This is a genomic window from Neotamlana nanhaiensis (assembly GCF_000943555.1).
Lineage (GTDB): Bacteria > Bacteroidota > Bacteroidia > Flavobacteriales > Flavobacteriaceae > Neotamlana > Neotamlana nanhaiensis.
The window spans coordinates 12,466-35,656 of record NZ_JTDV01000015.1; the positions used below are offsets into that span (position 1 = coordinate 12,466).

Annotated in this window: 23 protein-coding genes; 9 read left to right on the forward strand and 14 right to left on the reverse strand. The window is 34.2% G+C overall.

Annotated features, from left to right (window positions below; translation table 11 throughout):
* The first annotated feature begins 90 nt into the window (after positions 1 to 90).
* The 3 genes from PK35_RS14605 to guaB all read left to right on the forward strand — a co-directional run bounded on the left by PK35_RS14605 (position 91) and on the right by guaB (position 5,357).
* The gene (locus PK35_RS14605; protein ID WP_044627315.1) at positions 91 to 954 is read left to right on the forward strand and encodes a hydroxymethylglutaryl-CoA lyase; all 864 of its coding nucleotides are present in this window, start codon (positions 91 to 93) and stop codon (positions 952 to 954) included.
* Positions 955 to 1,037: 83 nt separating this feature from the next.
* On the forward strand, positions 1,038 to 3,773 hold the full coding sequence (locus PK35_RS14610; RefSeq protein WP_131474419.1) for a TonB-dependent receptor: 2,736 nt from the start codon (positions 1,038 to 1,040) through the stop codon (positions 3,771 to 3,773).
* A gap of 111 nt (positions 3,774 to 3,884) precedes the next feature.
* On the forward strand, positions 3,885 to 5,357 hold the full coding sequence (guaB, locus tag PK35_RS14615; protein ID WP_044627317.1) for an IMP dehydrogenase: 1,473 nt from the start codon (positions 3,885 to 3,887) through the stop codon (positions 5,355 to 5,357).
* A 154-nt stretch (positions 5,358 to 5,511) separates the two neighbouring features.
* Here guaB and PK35_RS14620 read toward each other — a convergent pair whose 3' ends face one another.
* The 13 genes from PK35_RS14620 to PK35_RS14680 form a co-directional block, all read right to left on the reverse strand.
* Complete coding sequence (locus PK35_RS14620) at positions 5,512 to 6,150, reverse strand: hypothetical protein (RefSeq protein WP_044627318.1); 639 nt, start codon at positions 6,148 to 6,150, stop codon at positions 5,512 to 5,514.
* 17 nt (positions 6,151 to 6,167) lie between these two features.
* Positions 6,168 to 6,524, reverse strand: a complete 357-nt coding sequence (locus tag PK35_RS14625; protein WP_044627319.1) for a hypothetical protein — start codon at positions 6,522 to 6,524, stop codon at positions 6,168 to 6,170.
* 155 nt (positions 6,525 to 6,679) lie between these two features.
* Positions 6,680 to 7,138, reverse strand: a complete 459-nt coding sequence (locus PK35_RS14630; RefSeq protein WP_044627320.1) for an SRPBCC family protein — start codon at positions 7,136 to 7,138, stop codon at positions 6,680 to 6,682.
* A 10-nt stretch (positions 7,139 to 7,148) separates the two neighbouring features.
* The gene (locus tag PK35_RS14635; protein WP_044627321.1) at positions 7,149 to 7,523 is read right to left on the reverse strand and encodes a DoxX family membrane protein; all 375 of its coding nucleotides are present in this window, start codon (positions 7,521 to 7,523) and stop codon (positions 7,149 to 7,151) included.
* A gap of 254 nt (positions 7,524 to 7,777) precedes the next feature.
* Positions 7,778 to 8,353: a hypothetical protein gene (locus tag PK35_RS14640; RefSeq protein ID WP_044627322.1), complete on the reverse strand. Its 576-nt coding sequence runs from the start codon at positions 8,351 to 8,353 to the stop codon at positions 7,778 to 7,780.
* A gap of 16 nt (positions 8,354 to 8,369) precedes the next feature.
* The gene (locus PK35_RS14645; RefSeq protein ID WP_044627323.1) at positions 8,370 to 10,769 is read right to left on the reverse strand and encodes a TonB-dependent receptor; all 2,400 of its coding nucleotides are present in this window, start codon (positions 10,767 to 10,769) and stop codon (positions 8,370 to 8,372) included.
* 44 nt (positions 10,770 to 10,813) lie between these two features.
* A complete protein-coding gene (locus tag PK35_RS17630) occupies positions 10,814 to 11,146 on the reverse strand; it encodes a hypothetical protein (RefSeq protein WP_052826023.1) in 333 nt (110 codons plus the stop codon).
* Positions 11,146 to 11,448: a DUF6787 family protein gene (locus PK35_RS14655; RefSeq protein WP_044627324.1), complete on the reverse strand. Its 303-nt coding sequence runs from the start codon at positions 11,446 to 11,448 to the stop codon at positions 11,146 to 11,148. The genes PK35_RS17630 and PK35_RS14655 overlap by 1 nt, the downstream gene beginning before the upstream one ends.
* Before the next feature lie 34 nt (positions 11,449 to 11,482).
* On the reverse strand, positions 11,483 to 11,926 hold the full coding sequence (locus PK35_RS14660; protein WP_044627325.1) for a DUF6146 family protein: 444 nt from the start codon (positions 11,924 to 11,926) through the stop codon (positions 11,483 to 11,485).
* Between the two features lie 308 nt (positions 11,927 to 12,234).
* Positions 12,235 to 12,870 (reverse strand): DUF937 domain-containing protein, encoded by a 636-nt coding sequence (locus PK35_RS14665; RefSeq protein ID WP_044627326.1) that lies wholly within the window; start codon positions 12,868 to 12,870, stop codon positions 12,235 to 12,237.
* Positions 12,871 to 12,982: 112 nt separating this feature from the next.
* Positions 12,983 to 13,933, reverse strand: coding sequence for a D-2-hydroxyacid dehydrogenase (locus PK35_RS14670; RefSeq protein WP_044627327.1), 951 nt, complete (start codon positions 13,931 to 13,933; stop codon positions 12,983 to 12,985).
* A 138-nt stretch (positions 13,934 to 14,071) separates the two neighbouring features.
* Positions 14,072 to 15,136 carry a 3-phosphoserine/phosphohydroxythreonine transaminase gene (gene serC / locus PK35_RS14675; RefSeq protein WP_044627328.1) on the reverse strand — a complete coding sequence of 355 codons (1,065 nt, stop codon included), beginning with the start codon at positions 15,134 to 15,136 and terminating at the stop codon, positions 14,072 to 14,074.
* Between the two features lie 182 nt (positions 15,137 to 15,318).
* The gene (locus tag PK35_RS14680) at positions 15,319 to 16,380 is read right to left on the reverse strand and encodes an acyl-CoA reductase (RefSeq protein WP_044627329.1); all 1,062 of its coding nucleotides are present in this window, start codon (positions 16,378 to 16,380) and stop codon (positions 15,319 to 15,321) included.
* Positions 16,381 to 16,475: 95 nt separating this feature from the next.
* Here PK35_RS14680 and PK35_RS14685 point away from each other — a divergent pair, with 95 nt between their 5' ends.
* The 5 genes from PK35_RS14685 to PK35_RS14705 all read left to right on the forward strand — a co-directional run bounded on the left by PK35_RS14685 (position 16,476) and on the right by PK35_RS14705 (position 20,259).
* Entirely contained in the window at positions 16,476 to 16,829 is a 354-nt protein-coding gene (locus tag PK35_RS14685) for a 4Fe-4S dicluster domain-containing protein (protein WP_044627330.1), read from the forward strand.
* Positions 16,830 to 16,910: 81 nt separating this feature from the next.
* Positions 16,911 to 17,516 (forward strand): thiamine diphosphokinase, encoded by a 606-nt coding sequence (locus PK35_RS14690; protein WP_044627331.1) that lies wholly within the window; start codon positions 16,911 to 16,913, stop codon positions 17,514 to 17,516.
* A 51-nt stretch (positions 17,517 to 17,567) separates the two neighbouring features.
* Positions 17,568 to 18,557 (forward strand): Gfo/Idh/MocA family protein, encoded by a 990-nt coding sequence (locus PK35_RS14695; RefSeq protein ID WP_044627332.1) that lies wholly within the window; start codon positions 17,568 to 17,570, stop codon positions 18,555 to 18,557.
* 172 nt (positions 18,558 to 18,729) lie between these two features.
* Positions 18,730 to 19,461 (forward strand): DUF3800 domain-containing protein, encoded by a 732-nt coding sequence (locus PK35_RS14700; RefSeq protein WP_044627333.1) that lies wholly within the window; start codon positions 18,730 to 18,732, stop codon positions 19,459 to 19,461.
* A gap of 267 nt (positions 19,462 to 19,728) precedes the next feature.
* Positions 19,729 to 20,259 carry a DinB family protein gene (locus PK35_RS14705; RefSeq protein ID WP_044627334.1) on the forward strand — a complete coding sequence of 177 codons (531 nt, stop codon included), beginning with the start codon at positions 19,729 to 19,731 and terminating at the stop codon, positions 20,257 to 20,259.
* Here the strand turns inward: PK35_RS14705 and PK35_RS14710 are convergent.
* On the reverse strand, positions 20,243 to 21,715 hold the full coding sequence (locus PK35_RS14710) for a carboxypeptidase-like regulatory domain-containing protein (RefSeq protein ID WP_082048600.1): 1,473 nt from the start codon (positions 21,713 to 21,715) through the stop codon (positions 20,243 to 20,245). The two genes, PK35_RS14705 and PK35_RS14710, sit on opposite strands and share 17 nt — an antisense overlap.
* Before the next feature lie 250 nt (positions 21,716 to 21,965).
* Here PK35_RS14710 and ychF point away from each other — a divergent pair, with 250 nt between their 5' ends.
* Positions 21,966 to 23,060: a redox-regulated ATPase YchF gene (gene ychF / locus PK35_RS14715; RefSeq protein ID WP_044627336.1), complete on the forward strand. Its 1,095-nt coding sequence runs from the start codon at positions 21,966 to 21,968 to the stop codon at positions 23,058 to 23,060.
* Positions 23,061 to 23,191: the final 131 nt, after the last annotated feature.

Genomic DNA, 23,191 nt, shown 5'->3' on the forward strand with positions numbered 1-23,191 from the left:
TGAGTATATGTTAAAGTTTTCTAAAAGAACCGTATTGTGTTTTGTTGATTTATTGCGTTATATTTATCATCGAATAATAGCAACAATTTAATGCCAGAAAAAGTAAAGATTATTGAATGTCCGCGTGATGCCATGCAAGGAATAAAAACCTTTATTCCAACCGAAAAGAAGGTGCAATACATACAATCTTTATTACGTGTTGGTTTCGATACTATAGATTTTGGAAGTTTTGTGTCGCCAAAAGCCATTCCGCAAATGGTAGATACAGCTGACGTATTATCGCAGTTAGATTTAAGTAATACTACAAGTAAACTATTGGCTATTATCGCCAATGTTCGTGGGGCAAATGATGCGGCACAACATAAAGCCATAGATTATTTGGGGTATCCGTTTTCAATTTCAGAGAATTTTCAAATGCGTAATACGCACAAAACTATTGCGCAATCGGTAGAAACACTTCAAGAAATTTTAGAAATAGCCAATAAAAATAACAAAGAGGTTGTGGTTTACATTTCTATGGGGTTTGGAAATCCTTATGGCGATCCGTGGAATGTGGATATTGTTGGCGAATGGACAGAGAAATTAGCTAATATGGGCGTAAATATTTTGTCGCTTAGTGATACTGTTGGTACATCTACTCCAGAAGATATAACCTATCTGTTTTCAAATTTAATACCGAAATATCCTAATATTGAATTTGGTGCACATCTCCACACAACACCAGCATCATGGTTCGAAAAAGTAGATGCGGCTTACCAAGCAGGTTGTAAACGGTTTGATGGCGCTATGCAAGGTTTTGGAGGTTGCCCTATGGCAAAAGATGAGCTTACAGGAAATATGCCTACCGAAAAACTATTGTCTTATTTTACAAGTAAACAGCAAAATACACTCAACGCTATGAGTTTTGAAAGTGCCTACAATGAAGCTTTAAAGATTTTTAGGGTGTATCATTAATTTTTTAAGATTATTTTAACAAGACGAGGTTAAACCATGTACTTAGGTTCTAGTCTAAAAAACTAAACCTAACCAAAATCAAGTTGAAAAACATTCTATTTTTTTTCGCGTTAAGTATGTCTTCGATGCTTTTTGCACAAAAATTCACACTCGAAGGTATTGTAAAAGATAGCGACTCTCTCACGCTCGAAGCTGCAACCGTTTATTTGCAAAGCATAACCGATAGTGTACCAATTGCCTACGGCATCACAAATAGAGAAGGGCGTTTTTCGTTGCAAGTGAATACCTACGACGAAAAAAAGGCCATTTTTAATATCGCTTACATGGGCTACAAACCTTATAGAAAAGATATTAATGTGCCTGAAGGCGACGAATTAAATATGGGTGTTGTAATGCTTGAAGACCAAACCGAAACCCTAACAGCTGTTTCCATTATTGCCAAAGCCCCGCCTGTGGTAATTAAAAAAGATACTATTGAATATAACGCCGATAGTTTTAAAACACTACCAAACGATAAAGCGGAAGATTTACTAAAGAAATTGCCAGGTGTTGAGATTGATGCCGACGGTTTAATAACCGTTAACGGCATTGAGGTCGAGGCTATAAATGTTGATGGCATGTCCTTTTTTGGAGAGAAAAACGGCGAGATCGCCTTAAAAAATATTCCTAGTAATGCTATTAGTAAGGTGCAAGTCACAGATTATAAAACCGATAACCAAAAATTTACGGGTGAAGAATCCGATTCGGGTACCAAAGAAATCAACTTTAAAATTAAAAAAGGGAAAAACCGCGCCATGTTTGGCGATGTTAAAGTTGGTGCGGGTACCGATAATAAATATCAAGGAAACGGTAATGCATTTCAGGTGGTTGATGGCAAACAACTGGGTATTATTGCAGGAACCAACAATATAAATTTATCAAAAGGTTTTAATGCCCTGCCTAATACCGATACGAGTACTGGATATTTGGAGTCTGATTTTATTGGAGCCAATTACAGTAAAGGAAAATGGAACGAAGATCGCGTAAATGCAAATTACAATTATAGTGCGCAAAGTAGAGAAACCGAACAAAAAAGTTTCAGAGAGAATTTTTTACCTGACCTTAATTATTTAACCGATTCTGAAAGTAGCGGATTTAGTGATTCCGATAGCCATCGAGGCGGTGCCGAATTACAATTTATAAAAAAGCCTAAGAGTAAAAACTCCAAAAGGCGGGTTCGTATATCAAACAAAACAAACTTTAATGCTTCAAATTCAACTTCGGGTTCTTCAAGTGTTAGTAGTTCTTCTTATAGCGACGGTACATTGGTTAGCGATTATTCATCTTTAAACCAAGCGACATCTTCAAGTTATTCGCTTCAAAACGAATTCGATGTAACACCAGTTTTTGGAAGTGGTCATTTTTTAAATATTGGATTGGATACCGATTTTAGTAAAGGCAATTCCGATAGTAAAAAATATTCAGAAAATATATTGTATAACAACAACGAAACCGTAATACAAGATCAAATTACCAACCGCGATAACAGTAGTAGCCGTATTGGGATGAATGTGTTTTTTATGAAAGAAATTTTTAAAGGATTTCGCATTATGCCACGATATAGTGCTAACGTAAGCAGTAGTAATACCGAAAATTATATTTATGATTTAAATGAAGAAACCGAAGCTTACGATAGTTTTAACGAAATACTAAGTTCCGATAATAAATATATTACATCAACCATTCGTCCGTCGTTACGTTTACGTTATGAGTTTAGCGATTTTAGATTTGAAGTTGAAGGTGCTTACACCACAACCAACCGAAATTATAAAGACGCCATTGTTGATGCTCGAAATTTTAAGCGCGATTTTAATTATTTAACCTATAGCGGGCGTATTCGATATCGCGACGAAAAAGGGTATAAGCGTATTAGTTTAGATTATAATCAAGGAGTAAACTTACCGTCAATGAGTCAGTTACAACCCGTAGAAGATGTTAGTAATATTACACATATTCGTGTAGGTAATCCTGATTTGGCACCTCAAGTAGATCATAATTTTAGATTCCGCTATCAAAATAACATCGCATTTCATAATATCAATATTTCGGGCGATGCTAGAGCCGAATTTACTCAGGATAAAATATTAAATGCTACCTTAACCGATGCCGATTTAAATCGTTACACCACGTATACTAATTTAAATGGCGATTATTATCTTCGAGGTAATGCTTCGGTTTCAAAATCGTATTACAATAAAAAAACAAATTTTAATCTTAACGGAAGTGTAATGGCGAGTTTCGACAATAGTTTGTCGTTACAAAACGGACTTAAATTTACCGCGCAAACCACAACTTTGCGTCCTCGAATTTCTGTAAATTGTTTGTACAACGAAATTATCGATGTTAACGCGAGTTATAGTTATTCTACGGTAGAAAGTGTTTACGATACCGATAGCTTAAACGATAACAGTTATTTTGTGCAGAATTTACAATTTAATGCCTCTATATTTTTTATTAAAAATGTACTGTTTTTGTCTAACAAAGTGTCGTACCGTTATAACAGTAGAGTAGGCGACGATTACGATGGCGATGCTGTATTTTGGAATGCAGGTTTAGGTGCCGAACTTTGGGATAACAAAGCCACTATAACACTGGTAGGTTACGATGTTTTAGGTAAAAACAATGGCTATCGTCGTACGGTAACCGATACTTATATTCAAGATGTTGAAAACCGTATTTTAGAGCAATATTTTATGCTGAATTTTACTTATAAATTTGGCAGTTTTGCGGGGCAACGTATGAATTTCGATTCTGGTCGTGGCCGTGGTCGTCGCGGATAAATAGTCCAGTATTGGTAAGCTTAACAATACTTAACAATAAATTTAGACTTAAATTAAAAATACAAGATGAAAATTATGTATATTTGCACGCAATTATAACGTAATTGCATCATGAACGCACACTTAAATAAAATAGTAGGAGAAGGACTAACCTACGACGACGTTTTACTAGTTCCAGCTTTCTCTGAAGTTTTACCTCGCGAAGTAAATATCCAAACAAAATTTACCAGAAACATTACCATCAACGTGCCAATTATCTCGGCTGCGATGGATACCGTTACCGAAAGTAAAATGGCTATTGCTATGGCGCAAGAAGGAGGTATTGGTGTGCTACACAAAAACATGACGATTGAGCAACAAGCCCTTAAAGTACGCCGTGTTAAGCGTGCCGAAAGTGGTATGATTCTCGATCCTGTTACGTTACCGGTTACTGCTCAAGTTAAAGATGCCAAACAAAACATGGCAGAGCATAGCATTGGCGGTATTCCTATTGTTGATGATAACGGTATATTAAAAGGTATTGTTACCAATCGCGATTTGCGTTTCGAGCATGACGAAAACCGTTCGATTACCGAAGTTATGACGAGTGAAAACTTAGTAACAGCGGGTGTTGGTACATCGTTAACCGATGCCGAAGCCATTCTTCAAGAACATAAAATTGAAAAACTACTTATTGTAGACGATAATTACAAACTAACAGGTTTAATTACTTTTAGAGATATTACCAAATTAACACAAAAGCCAATTGCTAATAAAGATGAATTTGGACGCTTACGTGTTGCTGCAGCCATTGGTGTTACTGGTGATGCAGTAGATAGAGCAGCGGCGTTAGTTGATGCTGGTGTTGATGCTGTGGTTATCGATACGGCGCATGGGCATACCAAAGGTGTGGTAGGTGTTTTAAAAGCGATAAAAGAAAAATTCCCAACCTTAGAAGTTATTGTTGGAAATATAGCTACTGCTGCTGCTGCAAAATATTTGGTAGAAGCAGGTGCCGATGCTGTAAAAGTTGGTATTGGTCCAGGTTCTATTTGTACTACGCGTGTGGTTGCAGGTGTTGGTTTTCCTCAGTTTTCTGCGGTATTAGAGGTTGCTGCGGCTATTAAAGGTAGTGGCGTTCCTGTAATTGCCGATGGAGGAATTCGTTACACAGGCGATATACCAAAAGCTATTGCTGCGGGTGCCGATTGTGTGATGTTAGGTTCACTTTTAGCAGGAACTAAAGAATCTCCAGGAGAAACTATTATTTACGAAGGACGTAAGTTTAAGTCGTATCGTGGTATGGGATCGGTAGAAGCGATGAAAGAAGGTAGTAAAGACCGCTATTTCCAAGATGTTGAAGACGATATTAAAAAACTAGTTCCAGAAGGTATTGTGGGACGTGTACCATACAAAGGCGATTTATACGAAAGCATCCACCAATTTATTGGCGGTTTACGTGCTGGTATGGGTTACTGTGGTGCAAAAGACATTGAAACCTTAAAAGAAACAGGTCAATTTGTAAAAATTACAGCTAGTGGTATTAACGAAAGCCATCCGCATGATGTAACGATTACTAAGGAATCGCCAAATTATTCGAGGTAAGATTTTTGGGTTCGTTTAATGGTTTTGTTTATGATGCGTTGCGTGGTTTAGCACGTAATTTATCAAATAAAAACCAGATAGAAAATCCGAGAGGATTTTCGTAAGTAAGCTAATACTAGCAATGGATTATATACGTTGTTGGCAACAGTATTTTTTATATACTGTCCCAGAATTCAGGATCTTGTTGGTCTAAATCTAATTGGTCGTTGTAAAAGGCGTCTTGTGGAGGCCCACCAAAGGTTGTTCTTTTAGGTTGCTTTTTATTTAATTTTTCAATTTGACCAACTTGGAAAAAGCTTGAGTCATCACACTCGAGTATTTTTACATACATATAATTATAATGTTTTTCAGTGATTTCATATTCTACGTTGCAAACATTTTCATTAAATTCTCCTTCAGTAAACTTAGCTTTTACAATATCTCCGACTTTTAACTCGTCAAAAGTCTTTGGTTTAGGAAATAGCCTTTTTTCTAATGCTTTAGAGGCTTGATATGTGGTTATACACCAAAAATTTGAGATATACCTTGAGATGTCCGACGGATATTCGGAACTCAAAGTTTTATATTTATCTTTCATTACATTTGGTATTAATGACAATAAGTCAATGTCGTAAGAGTTAAAAAACTGGCTTATAATATAAAATTGATATTCTGTTGGTGATAAGTCAAAAACTGGTGAAGATTCGTGATTTATATGATTATTTTTTAACCAAGAATTAAAAACATTCATAACTTTGGTATCCATACAATATTTTAGACCATTAATTTCTTCTTCGGATGGTAAATAACTCATTGTAAAATGTTTTAAATTTAAAATGGTAATGTATTAAAATATATATTTTCGTTTGTTTCTTTAACTTCAATTGATAGTCGAGAGTATTTATGAATTTTGTCGTAAAAATTTAAATAGTAATTTTTTTGGTTATTTGTTATTTTTTCTTGTTCTATTTTGAATGTTAGTTGTCCTTCTGAACATTGTTTTGTACAATTAACCATATATTTTAAAAAAACGTAAAATCTTGTTTTATTAGGCATTCCAGTCAGAACATTTTTTGACATTAGAAAAGGAATGAATGATTTTGTGTCGTAATTCACACAAGAATTAATCAATTCAATTTTTATTTTTTCTATGTTGTTCGTTTCGTTCATATTGTTGCCAACTTTCATGATATAACGTCGTTTTAATACTGAAAAAAGTTCAATACAGGAGACTTATATTAGCAGTTAAACGAATTTAGTTGAAATTTTTTACAAAGTCAAACAACAAGCCAACACTAAGGTGTTGGCTTGTTAATAGTACATGTTCACAAAAAAATAAGCTTTTATTCTTCAGATATCGCTTTCAATTTATCTAAAGCTTTTGGCCATGTGGTATTAAAATAATCTTGGTAATCTTCAATGGTATCGGTTTCAATAGTTACGGTAGTGATACCGTTATTTTCGCTGAATGCATAATTTTCGAGTCCACCAGCCCATTGCTCAACGTTTGGGCCTTCAGTAATTTCGTTGTCACCATCTAAAATGCCATAATGCCTTATGGAAATAAATTGGTTTGGTATGTTTTCGGCAATTTCAGAGATCATGCCTCCTTTTTTACCGTTTTCGTCGGTACCTACAAATAGCATTTTTGAGCCTTTTTCCCAAGTGCCTTCGTAAGTTGAGGTTGGGTTAAAAGCAGCAGTCCATTGGTTGTAAGTTTCAATATTATCTAAACCAAGCATGGTGGTGTAAACTTTTGCTGCTGGAGCATTAATGTCTTTTTTAAAAAGTATTTTTTTCATGATAAAGGAGTTAAAAAAGTGGTGTGTACTTCTTTTTGTTGTCTAATAAAATCCAGATAAAAATTATCCAAAGTACCAAAGTCATAATAAAGCCGTTGGGTTCAACTATTGTGTTTGTAAGCAGTATGCCAACCATTACTGGAAACAATATTAACGCACCTAAAGCTCTGGTTTTTGGAATAATAATTAGTAAACCGCCAATGATTTCGGCGACGCCAATTAACGGAAGTAACCACGAAATTTCAACAAGAGCTTTAAAATCTTTGACTAAGGCTTTTGACATGTTTTCGGGTGTTGGCATGTAATTAAGGAATTTGTTTAGTCCACCGTTTATCATCATAACTCCGAATAGTGCGGAAAGTACGTTTAGTATAATGCGTTTCATAATTAGTTAGTTAAGGTTGTTTTAGTAAAGTTAGTTTAAAAACCAATACGAAAATTAGGAAATGAAAATTTATGTGGTCTTCTCGATACTAATTTACTACGTTGCCCTTCGCAAATTCATGTCATAGAAATCGAAGTGACGAAGGGATTAAAATAGAGGTTAGTTGTCGGTTCCATGCACTCCTGAAACCAAAAACAAAAAAGGTTGCAAGACAAAATCTAGCAACCTTTTTTAAGCTGTATTACAAAATGGTTTTATTGCACTGTTAAGGGAAAAGTAACTTCAACGTCGGTACTTCCACCTGCATTTGCTACACTACCATCGTTTGGTTTTGTAGGTTCATGTTTTAAAACTACGATTAATGAACCAGTTCCAGCAGCTCCTGTGGTAAACGTAGTTTCAATACCAATTGGGTTGCCATCTTCATCGGTGTCGTCTTTTGTAATTGAGATATCTGAAATTGTTGAGGTGTAGAAAAACTCATGGTCGTCGCCTTCTTCTTCAACTTCGTGAGTGATATCTTCCGCAGGACTTTCTGTTTCGTTTAATAACTCAATTTCACCAGCATATGTTGTATTTGCCAATAACGTACCTGTTTGGTTGTACGTAGGTTCATTACCGCCTTCACCATCTAAATCTTGAAAAGTGAACGTAACAACATCGGTACCGCTTGTTAAAGTATAGGTAACTGTGGTTATTAATTCTTCTTCATGTTCATGGTCGTCGTGATCGTCATCGTCGCTTGAACAGCTTGTAAATGCTATACTTGCAGCGAAAAATAAAGCGATTAATTTTAAGTTTTTTATAGGGTTTAAATTGAAATCTTTCATGATTCTTTTTATGTTTTTAATAATTTATTTTAATTTTTAGGTTAAAGTTTCTTCCTAATTCATCGGCAAAATAGCGCAGCCTGTTTAAGTACTCTCGGTAAGCTGTGTTGAATATATTTTCAACGTTAAATTCAACTTTTAAAGCCCCAGTTTTAAATGCTTTAAACGTAGCAGAACTATTAAAACCAAATAATGAATAGGACGATGGGGGAGAACTAATATCTACATAAACATTATCGTCTACCGTAGCGTTATAAGTGTAAAAATTATAATCGGGGTAACGTTTTTGTTGTAATACAGTTTTATGGGTTAAACCAATAGATAATTGATTTAAGTTTTTGTTGTAGTACGATATGCTATTTGTAAAGTTAGTTGAAGGCATGTGTATAAGCGCAACATCATCTGATAGGTTGTCTCCCTGCAATAAGCTTATACTGCCTTTATAATCTATTGTGCTAGTGATGGCTTTGTTAACATCTACATCTACACCAAAAATTCTTGCATCTAATTGATTGTATTCCCAAACCGGAAATGCGCCACGAACCGTTGTGGTAATGCCATCTGGAATGAGTTGTATATAGTTTTTGATATAGTTGAAGTACGGACTAACACTAAACCCAAAATTGTGGTTGTTTCTAACTAAAGACGCCATAAATTTATTGGCGATTTCTTTGTTCATAGTTAATTGCCCAATTTCTATTCGGGCAGCACTATGGTGTAAGCCATCGCTAAATAATTCTGAGGGATTTGGCATACGCGATGCTAAACCGTAATTAAAAAACAGTTCGAAATCGTTATGCAAATGCCTGTTATATCCAAAATTTGCTGAAATATTATGAAATGAAAATTTTGGGTAGGTTAAAGTTTCAGAGTTTTCGGTTATTCCAGATTCAAATTCAGGAAACAACTCATCGTAGTTATATGTGTCTTCCCAATCGGTAGTGTTGTACCATTTTTTAGCTTCAATTCTAGAAAAATCGTAGCGGATACCAGCGCTTATTTCAGAAAATAAATTCAGTTTATAATTTCCTGTGGCATAAATTCCAGCATCATATTTTTCGTAATCGGGAATTAAAGGATTAACACCTGTTCCCGAAATGGCATCGTTTTGTTGAAAGCGTAACAAAAACCCAGTGTTTATTTCAAAATCATCAAACGCATCAATTTCTAAATTAGGTTGTAATGATGTGGTGAATAGGCGTAAATCAATTACTGGTGTATTGGCTCTGTCACCACGTCTTAAATCGTATTCTTTACGTCTGTTTATTTGAAAATCGTACTGTAACGAGAGTTTACCTAAACCTTGCAAGCGTTTATAAGCTTCAACTTTTGCTAAATGGTGCAAAATGTTTTGTCTGGGATAGTTGATATTGTATGAAAAATCATTGATAACACGTGGTTCTTGACGATTTATAGCCATAACCAAATCGTTAACATTCCCAATGTGCGACGATTGTAAAATGGCTATTTCGTTATTAACATAGCTGTAATAAGCATCAAAACCTTTTTCGAAGCCATTATAGCCCAGTCTCGCCGAAAGGTTCATACTTTCAATACCGCTATTGGTTAGGTGATAGTCTGGTGCTTTAAAATCTCCAAAGCGCTTGTAACTCGCTTGAAGTTTAGCGTAGTAGCCAGATTGATACGTTTTTATAATTTCAGAATTTACAATACCGCCTAAGCCATTTGAGTTGAATGACAACATAGAGCTACCAAATAAACTATCTAATGTGGCGTACTTTTTAGGTTTTATTAAAATTAAACCACCAATAGCATCGCTACCATAAATTAAAGTGTTGGCACCTTTAATAACTTCAATTCTGTCGCTCGCATTAATGTCAATATTGGGTGCGTGCTCGTCGCCCCATTCTTGATCGAAAAGGCGTACGTTGTTATTTATAATTAAAAGGCGGCTGCTGTGTAACCCATGAATCATAGGCTTTACAATTGTGTTTCCTGTGTTTAAGGACGACACACCACTAACCGTTTTTAAAGCATCACCCAACGATTTATCGCTAAACTGTTCAATCGTTTTTTGGTTTAAAGATTGCTCAATGCTTGTAACTTCGGTTCGCGAACTGGTTTGTATAACTACCTCGTTAAGTTCTTCTAAGTGATGTTCTAAAAAAACACTCACCGAATTGTCTTCATTTAAGTTAATAGAAACCGTTTGGGTTTCGCAACTTATGTGGGCGACTTCAATAGTAAAATTGGTTTGGCAAAGGTTGTTTATGGTAAAATTTCCGTTAGCATCTGTGATAGCATAATTGCTAGCATTTAAAACTTTTATGGTGGCGTTTTCAATAGGTTTGTTGTTATGAAAATCTATAACAACGCCAGTAAGTTTATGGTTGCAATCTTGAGCTATTACAATGCTATTAATCAGGAAAAATAATACCGAAAATATATTCTTCATGTTTAATATAAAGATTACTTAAATTTTAATGTAATTCTGAAATATTAAATGAAGGCAGGTGGCGCTCTTAACGAAAAATATAAATGTTGATGATTTTTTAAAAAAGAGTAGCTTTTAAAGTTATTTTGAAACGGAGTTGTTTCAGGTAAACTTTCAAAAGTTTGTTCTGTAAGTGTAAAATGATGATTTAATTGAAACTTATGAAAGTCACAATCTAAATCGACCGTATGAATATGCGTTGTGCTATCATCTAAACAAACCTTGTGCTCATGATGTTCAAAACTATGCTGAAGTTTTAAAATTGTGGGTAGACATAATAAACCAACTAGCAGTAAAGCGAAAAATTTAAAGGTAATATGTTTAGTAATGTTGCTCACTAATCTTTTAAAAACTTAAACCCAAGTCTTACTAACATTTTCTTCTCGAAATTCCAGAAAAATTTAAACTGACCGAAGAGCCATCCGAAGAAAACAAGTAAAAATTGATAGACAATAAACAGCAAAAGTATACGAATTGTCCAATATAGAAACGGATTTAACGTTTCTTTAGTAATGTTGAAAAAGCCTAAAATGGGCTTGCCAATATAGGAAGCTGTAGATCCTGTGACTGCAAAAACAATAAAGATGACAGCAATTTGCCAATTGCTAGTAATGCCCCAACGTTTCTTTAACTTTTCCAAGCTATGTGTTTTGCACAAAAATACGCAAAAGCTTTTAAATTCTAGGTGTAAAAGGGCCTAACCTTTGCTTGTATTTTAACTGAAAATAGATAAAATAATTGTACAGTTTGTAGTTTACCTCGTAGCCATAATCTATTCCTGGTCTGTAATCTATTTGAAGTTCGTATAAGTTAGGATCGAAACGATTAGGTTGTAAAACGCGGTTATTCCATTCTACTACATATTGATAATTTCGATTTTCCATGAATTGCTGCGAGTAAAAGCCTTCTGGTCTTGCTGTGCTTGCCAGCCAATAATTATAACCGGGTTCTATAATTATAATTTCGTATTCAACCTTATCGCTACTTATTTTTACGGTGTCGTTGTCTTTTAAGTTTTCAAGTCTTTCGTTAGTATTGGTGTTGGTTACTTTTTTTGGAGTATTACAGTTAAAAGCAATAAGCGAGACGAGTAGAACTATGTAGAGTAGGTGTTTCATAACTTGAATTTATCTTAAAAGTTACAAAAATTGTTCCTAAAAGCGGTGTTTTTAAGAAAATAGATTTGTTGATTGTCCTCTTTTTAAAATGACAAATTTTTTTAGAGCTTGAGTGTCATTCAGAGCGCAGCGAAGAATCTTGTAGATATAAAGAATTATTAAAGAGAAGATTCTTCAGTCGTCCTCCTTCAGAATGACAGTATTATGCTAAAAAAATGTCATTCAAAGCACAACGATTTTTCTAAACTTGAGTTAGAGTCGTTTGCACTTTAAATGACAAATTTTATTATATGGTTGCGCGTCTGGTTTTATTTTCCGAAAAGCCCACCTAACATACCGCCAAGGCCACCTTTCTTTTTATTTCCGCCTAATACCATACCAGCTACATCATCAATAACACTACCATCGCCATCGGCATCAAGAATAGATTCTAAAAAGCTTTGTTCTTGGCTTGCAGAATTTCCGCCAATTAAACCGCCTAATAAATCGGTAATGCCACCTTGGTTGTTTACGTTGTTTTGTCTGGTTTGCTTACCTAAAACACCCATTAAAATAGGAGCGGCAACTTTTAATATTTGCGCTACAGAACCAGCATCCATACCAGCTTTTGCACCTAACGTATTTTCAACACGCTGTTGCTTGTTACCTAAAACATGGCCTAAAATTTTGCTTCCGTCATTTAAAACATTATCGTCCACGCCACCACTAAATAATCCGCCAAGGTTATCTAAAATACTACCATCGTGTTTTCCGTTTAAAGCGCTCATTAAGCCTTCTGCACCTTGTGGTGTGGCTGCGTTTCTTTTCATAGCTTGCATTAATACAGGTAGAGCCATAGTTAATACATCTTGTGTTTTGTTCTGTGGTTGGTTGGTTTGTCCTGCAACTCCGCTAATTATTGTTTTTCCTAAGTCACTGTTTAATAAATCTAAAATTCCAGACATGTTTATTTATTTTAATTGTTTTACAAAAAATTGGTTACTCAAGGTACAAAAAAAGTCCTAACCGTTATAGTTAGGACTCAAATATTGTGAATAGGTCACAAATTATTTCTTATTAACCAAGAATGCTAATAATTTGTGTTGCTAATTCTGTTCCAATTCTGTCTTGTGCTTCGTTAGTTGCAGCACCAGTATGTGGTGTTAATGATAAAGCAGAATTCATTAATAATTGCATTTCTGGTTTTGGTTCTTTTTCAAAAACATCAAGAGCCGCTCTTGAAATTTTTCCGCTTTCAATAGCATTTACCAAAGCAACTTCGTTAACCACACCACCACGAGCAGCGTTTACTAAAATAGCACCGTCTTTCATCATGTTAAATTCGGCTTCGTCTATAACGTAATCTTTTTGCGCAGGCACGTGAAGTGTAATAAAATCGGCTTGTTTTAAAACGTCTTCTTTAGAAATGGTTTTAATATCGAAGTTTACGGTTTGTCCGTCGAAAAATTCTAATTCTAAGTTAGCTTCTTCTAAAAACGGATCGAAAGCAACAACTTTCATTCCAGCACCTAAAGCTACTTTAGCAGTAGCTTGCCCAATACGACCAAAACCTAAAACGCCTAAAGTTTTACCTTTTAATTCGGTGCCTTTAGCGTAAGCCTTTTTAAGGCCTTTAAAGTTGCTATCGCCCTCAAGTGGCATATCGCGGTTAGAGTTATGTAAAAAGCGCGCTAAACCGTAAAGGTGGCCAAAAACTAATTCGGCAACCGAGTGCGATGAAGCAGCAGGAGTGTTAATTACGTGTAAGCCTTTTTCGCGGGCGTAATCAACATCAATATTATCCATACCAACGCCACCACGACCAATAATTTTTAGGTTCGGGCAGGCATCAATTAAATCTTTTCTAACTGTGGTAGCACTTCTAACCAATAAAACCGAAATATCGTTTTCGTTTATGTAGTTTATTAATTGCTCTTGTGCTACTGTTGTGGTAGATACTTGGTATCCGGCTTTTTCAAGGGCATCAATACCGCTTTGAGAAACACCGTCGTTTGCTAGTACTTTCATTTCTGTAAGTTAAAAGTTAAAAGTTAAAAGTTAAAAGTTAAAAGTGGTGAAACCATTAGCTTAAACTTTTAGGATTAATTATTTTAAAATTTTAATAAAAACAACTGCATAACTGCAACTGGTTTACTGTTTACTGTATTATGCTTTACGTTCTAATTCGCTCATTACTTCAACCACAACTTTTACGCTATCTAAAGGTAATGCGTTGTACATTGAAGCTCTATAACCTCCAACACTTCTGTGGCCGTTAAGTCCGTTAACACCAGCTTCTTTAAGCATAGTATCGAAGGTTTCTTTAAGGTTTTCGTTTTCAAGTGTAAAGGTAGCGTTCATGTTCGAGCGATCTTCTTTTGCTGCAAACCCTTTAAATAATGGGTTTAAGTCAATTTCAGAATACATTAAACGCGCTTTCTTTTCGTTTTCTTTTTCAATAGCTGTAATACCGCCTTGTGCTTTTAACCACTCTAACGTTAACATAGATGTGTATACTGCAAAAACAGGAGGCGTGTTAAACATACTACCTTTATCGATATGTAACTTGTAATCCATCATAGAAGGTATTTTACGCGATACTTTGCCTAAAACGTCTTCTTTAACAATTACTAAAGTTGTACCTGCTGGTCCCATGTTTTTTTGAGCTCCAGCATAAATGATATCGAATTTTGAAAAATCTAAACTACGAGAAAAAATATCACTACTCATATCGCAAACCATTGGAATTGGTGAGTTTGGAAATTCTTTCATTTGTGTACCAAAAATAGTGTTGTTTGAGGTACAGTGAAAATAATCGTAATCTTCAGGGATTTCGTAACCCTTTGGAATGTAGTTATAGTTTGCATCTTTTGATGATGCTACTTCGTAAATATCGTCGTAAATCTGAGCCTCTTTAATGGCCTTTGCTGCCCAAGTACCAGAATTTAAATAACCCGCTCTTTTTTCTAGAAGGTTTAAAGCTACCATTAGAAACTGCGTGCTAGCACCACCTTGTAAAAATAAAGCTTTGTAACCTTTGCCTTCTAAACCAAGAAGTTCAAGGGCAAGCGCTCTAGCGTTTTCCATAATGTCTACAAAAGCTTTGCTACGGTGGGATATCTCAATTAAAGACAACCCGCTGTTATCTAAATCTAGAACGGCTTGTGAAGCTTTTTGTAATACTTCTTGAGGTAAAATACATGGTCCTGCGCTAAAATTGTGTTTTTTCATCTGTTTGTTTTTTGTCTTATTTTTTGAATCAGATGTAATCTTAAATCATTTAAAAAAAAGCTAAAAATTACTGCTAATTTAAGAATCTTTATAAGAATTAAGATTTCATTTTTTGTAAAAAAAATTAAGTTGTAAAGTTGGTGATAAATTGAGTATTTTGTGTTAAAAATTCAATAATTTTTTTACGAAATTGCTAATAAAAATTCAACAGAATCGACACTATCCGCATAATCCCAAAGATTTGGCTTTTGGGTATGCCCAAACGGTATTTCGTTGTCTGTAAAATTATGAGAAACGATGCACTGAATTTGATCTTTTTCTGTTTCTAATTTTTCTTTAAGCGTATTCGCGTCCTTATAATATTCGTAAAATAATGTGGCAATAGGCGACGCGTAGCTTTCATCTTCTTTAATCATAAAAAATCCGTTTTCAAGCATATCAAACTCACTCATTAAATATACGGCTTTATTGTAATCGTAATTGTTTGCATATTTGGCTTGTTCAATTATGGGATGCCAATGGTAAATGGCTTCGAAAAAAGTTTTAAAGTCGTAATTTTCTGGAACGTAAATTTTTGAAACGTTTCGGCATCCTAAGCCGTAATATCTAAAAATGTCTTCTGATAGGTTTTTTAAATCGTCCGTCGTTTCATTACCTGTTAAAACCGCAATCGAATTTCGATTTTTTCTAATAATAGCCGGTTTTCCTTTAAAATAATATTCAAAATAGCGTGCTGTATTGTTGCTTCCTGTGGCAATTACAGCATCAAAATTTTCTAGTTTAGCTTCGGTAAATTGTGTTTTTCCTTTAAAACTTGGTTCAACATATTCTAGGTATTTTGCTAAGTACGGTAATAGTTGCTTATCGTTACTCGATTGTTTTACCAATACATCATGCCCCGTAATTAACACCGCTAAAAAATCATGAAATCCAACTAGCGGAATATTTCCCGCCATAATAATAGCAATCGTTTTGGGGTTTTTGGTGTTAATTTGGTAAGGTTTTAACCAGGTTTCAAGGTTGTCTGGGGTTAAAGCTTCTGCCCAACTTTGTATAGCAAACCTAAGGTTTTCTGGTGTAAACCAACCATTGTGTTCTTCGGCAAGTTTTAATTGGTGTTTAAAGCCATCAAAAAACAAATCGTTACATTTAATATTCTCTTTCTTTTGTACGGTTTTGTTTGAAAATTGTTTTAAAAACAACCCTAAATTCACAAAAGCATTAATTCTTTGGTCTAATTGCATTCTAATTTGGTTATGAATGGTTTTGGCTTTATTTTTGCAACTGCAAATTTAAGGAAACATTATAAGTTCTTAAATTTTAAAAGATAAAAATTACTATGGCAATAATTATAACAGACGAATGTATTAACTGTGGTGCTTGCGAACCAGAGTGCCCTAATACAGCAATATATGAAGGCGCCGACGATTGGCGTTATAAAGACGGAACAAGTTTAGAAGGAAGTATTGTTTTACCTAACGGAAAAGAAGTTGATGCCGATGAAGCTCAAGAGCCGGTTAGCGACGATTTGTATTACATTGTTCCAGATAAATGTACTGAGTGTAAAGGGTTTCATGATGAGCCACAATGTGCAGCAGTTTGTCCTGTAGATTGTTGTGTGCCAGATGATGACCACGAAGAAACCGAAGACGAGCTTCTAGCAAAACAACGCTTTATGCATCCGGACGGATAGTTTTGAAAGACATAAAATTTTAAATTAATCCTGAGTTTTTTGCTCAGGATTTTTTGTTTCTTAGCTTTAAATATTCTTGTAATGACATTAAAAAAAGCGTTTTTATTAATTAATGGCGAACCGCCAATTGTGTTTCCAGATTTAAGTAAATACGATATAGTTTGCGCTACCGATGGTGGTTACAAACATTTAATGAACCATAATATTACACCCGATTTTATAAGCGGCGATTTCGATTCGTTAGCCGAATTACCTAAAGATGTTGAAGTAATACATACACCCGATCAAGATTTTACCGATTTCGATAAAATACTAAATATTTTAAAAGAAAAAGGATTTGTTTATATTGATGTTTATGGTGCTAGCGGCCAAGAGCAAGACCACTTTTTAGGTAATTTGAGTACAGCCGTACATTGGAAAAACACATTAAAGCTCACTTTTTTTGATAATTATGGCTATTATTTTTTAGCCGATAAACAGATTGAAATTAAAAACTGTAAAAACAAGATTGTTTCATTAGTACCATTAACGCCTGTTGAAGGTATTAGTACAACTGGTTTAAAATACCCACTAAACAACGAAAATTTAAGTTTTGGTAAACGTATTGGTACCAGAAATACTGCAATTAATGAAGTTGTTACCATTGCCCATAACAGCGGCGATTTGTTTGTTTTTGTAAATATGTAGGCGTATTACCAGTAATTTAACTAACTTGTTGCAAGTTAATTTATACTTAAAATGAGTGTTGTAAAATTTGTTATAATTGGTGCTGGAAATATTGCGTCAACTTATTTAAATGCCATAAATAATATTGAAAACGCTAAAGTTGTTGCTATAATTTCAAGTAAAACCGAAAAACCAACATATTTAAAAGCGTTGCCGTTTTTTAAAACTTTAGCCGAGGTTTCAGTACCTTTTGATGCTGTAATTATTTGTACGCCTAACGGGTTGCATCATGTATCCTGCATCGAGGCTGCTAAATTAGGAAAGCACGTGTTATGCGAAAAACCTATTGATATTACCATTGAAGCTATTGATAACATGATTGCTTCCTGCAAAACGGCTAATGTTAAACTAGGGGTTGCATACCAAAGGCGTTATAGTTCAGATAATCCTGTAATTAAAAAGTTGATTGATTCTGGGGAATTGGGCACTGTTTTTTCGGTGGATTTATCGGTGAAAAACTATCGCGATGATGCGTATTATAATTCTTCTGAGTACCGTGGAACATATAGTATTGATGGTGGCGGACCATTTATTCAGCAGGCATCACATTATATCGATTTGTATTATTGGTTTTTCGGGAAACCGAAGAAAATTGTGAGCAAACTGGCAACTTTCGCTCATAATATTGAAGTAGAAGATCATGGTGTTGCTATTTGTGAACACAATTCTGGGATGTTGGCAACCATTACCGCTTCAACAGCTACAAAACCAGGTTTTCCAGCTAAATTAGAAATATACACCAGTAAAGGTTGTTTAATTCTGGAAAACGATGTGATTGCCCATTGGAGTATTGAAGGTCTTGAAAACCCAACAACCGTTACGCCAAGCCAAAATACCCATACAGGTGCAGCAACCGCAGCAGTAAGCGATACAACCAACCACGAAACCATTTTAAATGACTTTGTAAAAGCTATACAAAACGATACAGAACCTCTAATTACAGGGGAATCGGCTAAAAATGCTACTGAGATTGTATTGGAGATTTATAATAGTGAGTTTTAGGTTTTTGTTGAAAATAATTACTGAAATTTTATTTATTGTATTGATTTTGTGTGATTTAAAAGCTAATTTCGTTTTTTAGGCGATGAGAGCAATTAAAAAATGGTTCTAGCTCAATAGTTGTAACTACCCAAAAACGACAATATTTGTACAATTACAGAAATTAAATACTAATTTGAAATATTATTTATTCCTTGATGAAAGTGGTGACCACGGGCTAAAAAAAATTGACAAAAGTTTTCCTATTTTTTTGTTATGTGGAATTTTGATTTCAGAAGAAAATTACAAACTAATTAGGAATGAGATTAATAGAATAAAAATTGAGTTCTGGAATAATAAAAATGTTATTTTCCACTCAAGAGATATTAGGAAATGTAATAACGAATTTCAAATATTATTTGATTTAGGTATTAAAGAGAAATTCTATGAATCCATAAATGTTTTAGTAGAAAAGCAACAATATAATATTATTGCTGCTTCAATAAATAAAACTGAATTCATAAAAAAATATGGAAGATTAGAAAACGATGTTTACGAAATATCACTTTCTTTCATACTTGAGAGAACTGTTTTTTGTCTAGACAAACTCGGAAATTGTAATGATCTAGAAATAATTATAGAAAGAAGAGGAAAAAAGGAGGATACTAAATTAAATGAACATATACAGAAAGTTAAGCAAATTGGAACATATTATGTTGATTCTGAAAGAATTCAAAATTACGGTTTCAAAGCAAAATTTAGTTGGAAAAATGAAAATATAAATGGTCTTCAACTTTCTGATTTAATTGCTTATCCAATTGCTAGAAAAATTTTAAATCCACAAGGTGTTAACTTGTCGTTTGACAAATTTAAACATAATTTTTATACGAAAAATGGAAGGGTTTATGGGCTTAAGAAATTTCCATAAAACAAAAAGGCTGAGAAAACTCAACCTTTTACGCCGACCGGGGACACCCCAATCCTAATATTTTTTGAACAACTTATCAGTTGTAGTATGGTACAAAAGTACTAAAAATAAATAATTAACCTAACGATGTTCATAAAAAGTAGCTAAGCAAGTATTGAATGCTATTTGCTTTACTTGTTTAATAACATTTGTTTAGTCGAGAAAGTGTAAGTTTGCTTACGCACTATTTTTTATATATAAACGGATAATCACAACAATCACCATAAAATGAAAAAATCCCAAATAAACCCCATGCCCAAATTTTTCGATCGCTATATCAAGTTGGTTCGAGAAGATGATTTATTGTTGGCATTAACAAATTCGTTGTCCGTTTTAAACGAACTCGATTTAGCACTTTACAACACTATTGCCGATAAACGTTACCAACCCGAAAAATGGACGGTTAAAGAAGTAATACAACATGTTATTGATAACGAGCGTATTCAAGCTTATCGAGCGTTGCGTTTTGCAAGATTTGACACTACCGTTTTATCAGGCTATGATGAAAAAGTTTTGGCGCACCACAATAATGCCAATAAAAGAACCATAGATGATTTACTAAATGAGCTAAAATTAGTTAGGCAAACCAGTATTTACCTTTTTGAAAGTTTTGACGATGATGGCGTTAAAAATTTAGGCGATTGCTTTAACGTGAAAATAAATGCTTTGGCGCTAGGTTTTGTAATTGTAGGGCATCAAATGCATCATTTAAACATCATCAACGAGCGTTATGTGCCGTTGGTTAATCCTCGCCACTAAAAGCCTTCATTTCTTCGGTGGGTTCTAAAGTAGCTTCATTGGCCCAAGTGGTTTTATCGAATGCAGATAGTACTTTAAAGGGCGCTGTTTCTTCTTGAGTAATGGCATCAAAATCACTTTGCGTAATTTGGCTATTTTCGGTAAAAAGCATTTCCACTTTACTGCGGTTTTCGCCTTCTAATTTTATACTAAACTTAATTTTGTTTCTATCCCGGCTGTTTTCAATCAATTTAAAATCTCGACTAAAATAAAAATAGCTTCCCGATGTATGTTTTATATATTTTGGATGGTAAAATGTACTGCCTTTTTCAAATAAAATAGAACCTCTATTTGCGTTTTCAATGTATTTAACACCCAGTAAAAGTTTTAAATTAAGTTTTTCGCCATGTCTGTTTTTGTAATACGAATACTCCACTTTGGTTATGGCATAATCGCCATCATTTACATACATGGTACCCGAATGTTTGGCTTTTCCTTTTCGCGGTGAAAAATTAATAATATAGGTAAGGTTGCTGTTGTAAAGCGTTACATCTTCAAACTCGTAATCGTATAAATTAGGATTTATAAATTGAGTTAGTAATGAGTTTTCGGCAAATTGCGTGCGCTTCAATAACCTTTTCGCATCGTTGTTTAAAGTGCTTAATTCAAACTTGTCTTTGTTTTTATTCTTAAATTCTTCATCGTTTAGGGCTAGTGAGTCTTCAACTGTAAAAAAACCAGTTTTTACTTTGTAAGTTTTGGTGGTATCTAAATACGTTAATACAATTTTTTGGGCGCGATCTTGTACTTCTTCAATCGAAAAATTATTTTTTGCATCAAGAAGTTTTGTGGCTTTACTCACGGCCAATTTGCTGCTGTCTTGATTTAAGGTATAAAGCTCTCCTTTAAAATCGGTAAAATGTTTGGCGTCGCTTTCTCGTACTTTTTTAGATAAAGCAATTAATTCGGCATTGGCACGGGCTAAATTTTGTTTGTTAAATTCTGAAGCTTTGTCAATTTCAAAATCTAAATGATCAAAATGTCCGTAATTGGTAGTTCTATGAAAAATGCTGTGTTTGTTAAGGTTGGCATTGTAGTTTTTAGAAATATTTTGCCTTACTTTTGCTATTATAGAATCGGCATTTGGTCTTTTATTGCTTATATAAACTTCATCTAATTGATTTAAAGCTTGCGATAATTTTATAAGCAAATTAGCTTTTTTTATTGCCGAAATGCTTAACGTTTCACTTTCGTAGCCCAAACAGGAAATCGTAATGGTTATAGCGTCGTTATTTAGGTTATTTAAAGTGAAATAGCCATCGTCGTTCGATATTAAACCGCTGTTTTTCCCAGTTTTTATGGTCGCATAAGGAATAGGTGCTTTAGTGTTTTTGTCAATTATTCTAGCCGTAATATTTTGCGAGAATATAGACATTGAACAAAACAAAAAAGAAAATAAAACAAGAATCTGTTTCATAGTTGATGGTTTTACTACATAAACGATTTAGCTGTTATAATGTTACAGAATATTTTTCATAATAAAGTAGGTTAAACCATAAATTAACAAAGGTTTAGGTTTTAAAAACAAGCGTAATTTTTCGGTTAATTATTTCTATTTAATTAATTACATTTGCACCGCGAATTACATGCTGTAAAAGCAGGCTAATCGTAAATTTAATAAGTTGTTAAAAGATTTTCGTTTGCACGGAAATTAAAAATAAATATCAATGAAAGCAGGAATTGTAGGATTACCAAACGTAGGAAAATCAACGTTATTTAATTGTTTATCGAATGCCAAGGCGCAAAGTGCAAACTTTCCGTTTTGTACTATCGAGCCTAATATTGGTGTGGTAAACGTACCCGATCCTAGGTTAGAGAAATTAGAAAGTTTAGTAAACCCTGAGCGTGTTATTCCTGCAACCGTAGAGATTGTTGATATTGCGGGATTGGTAAAAGGCGCGAGTAAAGGTGAAGGATTGGGAAACCAATTTTTAGCAAACATTCGCGAAACCGATGCTATTTTACACGTGTTACGTTGTTTCGATAACGATAATATTGTACACGTTGATGGTAGTGTAGATCCTATTCGAGATAAAGAAACCATTGATATGGAGTTGCAACTTAAAGATCTTGAAACGGTTGATAAAAAATTAGATAAAGTAAAACGTGCTGCAAAAACAGGTAATAAAGAGGCTCAAAAAGAAGAAGCAACTTTATTAGCTATAAAGGCAGGTTTAGAAGCAGGAAAATCGGTTAGAGCGTTAGAGTTTAGCGATGATGATTATGCCGATTTTGTAAAACCATCTCAATTTATTACCGATAAACCAGTGATGTATGTTTGTAATGTAGATGAAGGATCTGCGGTTTCGGGAAATGCTTATGTAGAGAAAGTAAAAGAAACTGTAAAAGATGAAAATGCTGAGGTTTTAGTGCTTGCTGTGGGTACTGAAGCAGATATTAACGAGTTAGAAGATTATGAAGAGCGCCAAATGTTTTTACAAGATATAGGTCTTGATGAACCAGGATCGGCAAAGTTAATTCGTGGGGCTTATAAATTATTAAATCAGCAAACCTATTTTACTGCTGGTGTAAAAGAAGTGCGAGCGTGGACGGTTTCCATAGGCGCCACGGCGCCACAAGCGGCTGGTGTAATTCATACCGATTTTGAAAAAGGTTTTATTCGAGCCGAAGTTATTGCTTATAACGATTATGTAGCATTAGGTAGCGAAACTAAAGTAAAAGAAGCAGGTAAAATGCGTGTTGAAGGAAAAAATTACATTGTTAAAGATGGCGATGTGATGCATTTCCTTTTTAATGTGTAATAAAAAGATTTTAAAAAATCAATAAAAATCAAAAGCTTGAACTTCAGGTTTTTGATTTTTTTTTGGATTTATATTACGGTTGATGCATTTTTTTTTGCAAATAGGTATATGCACTAAGAATCATGTAAATC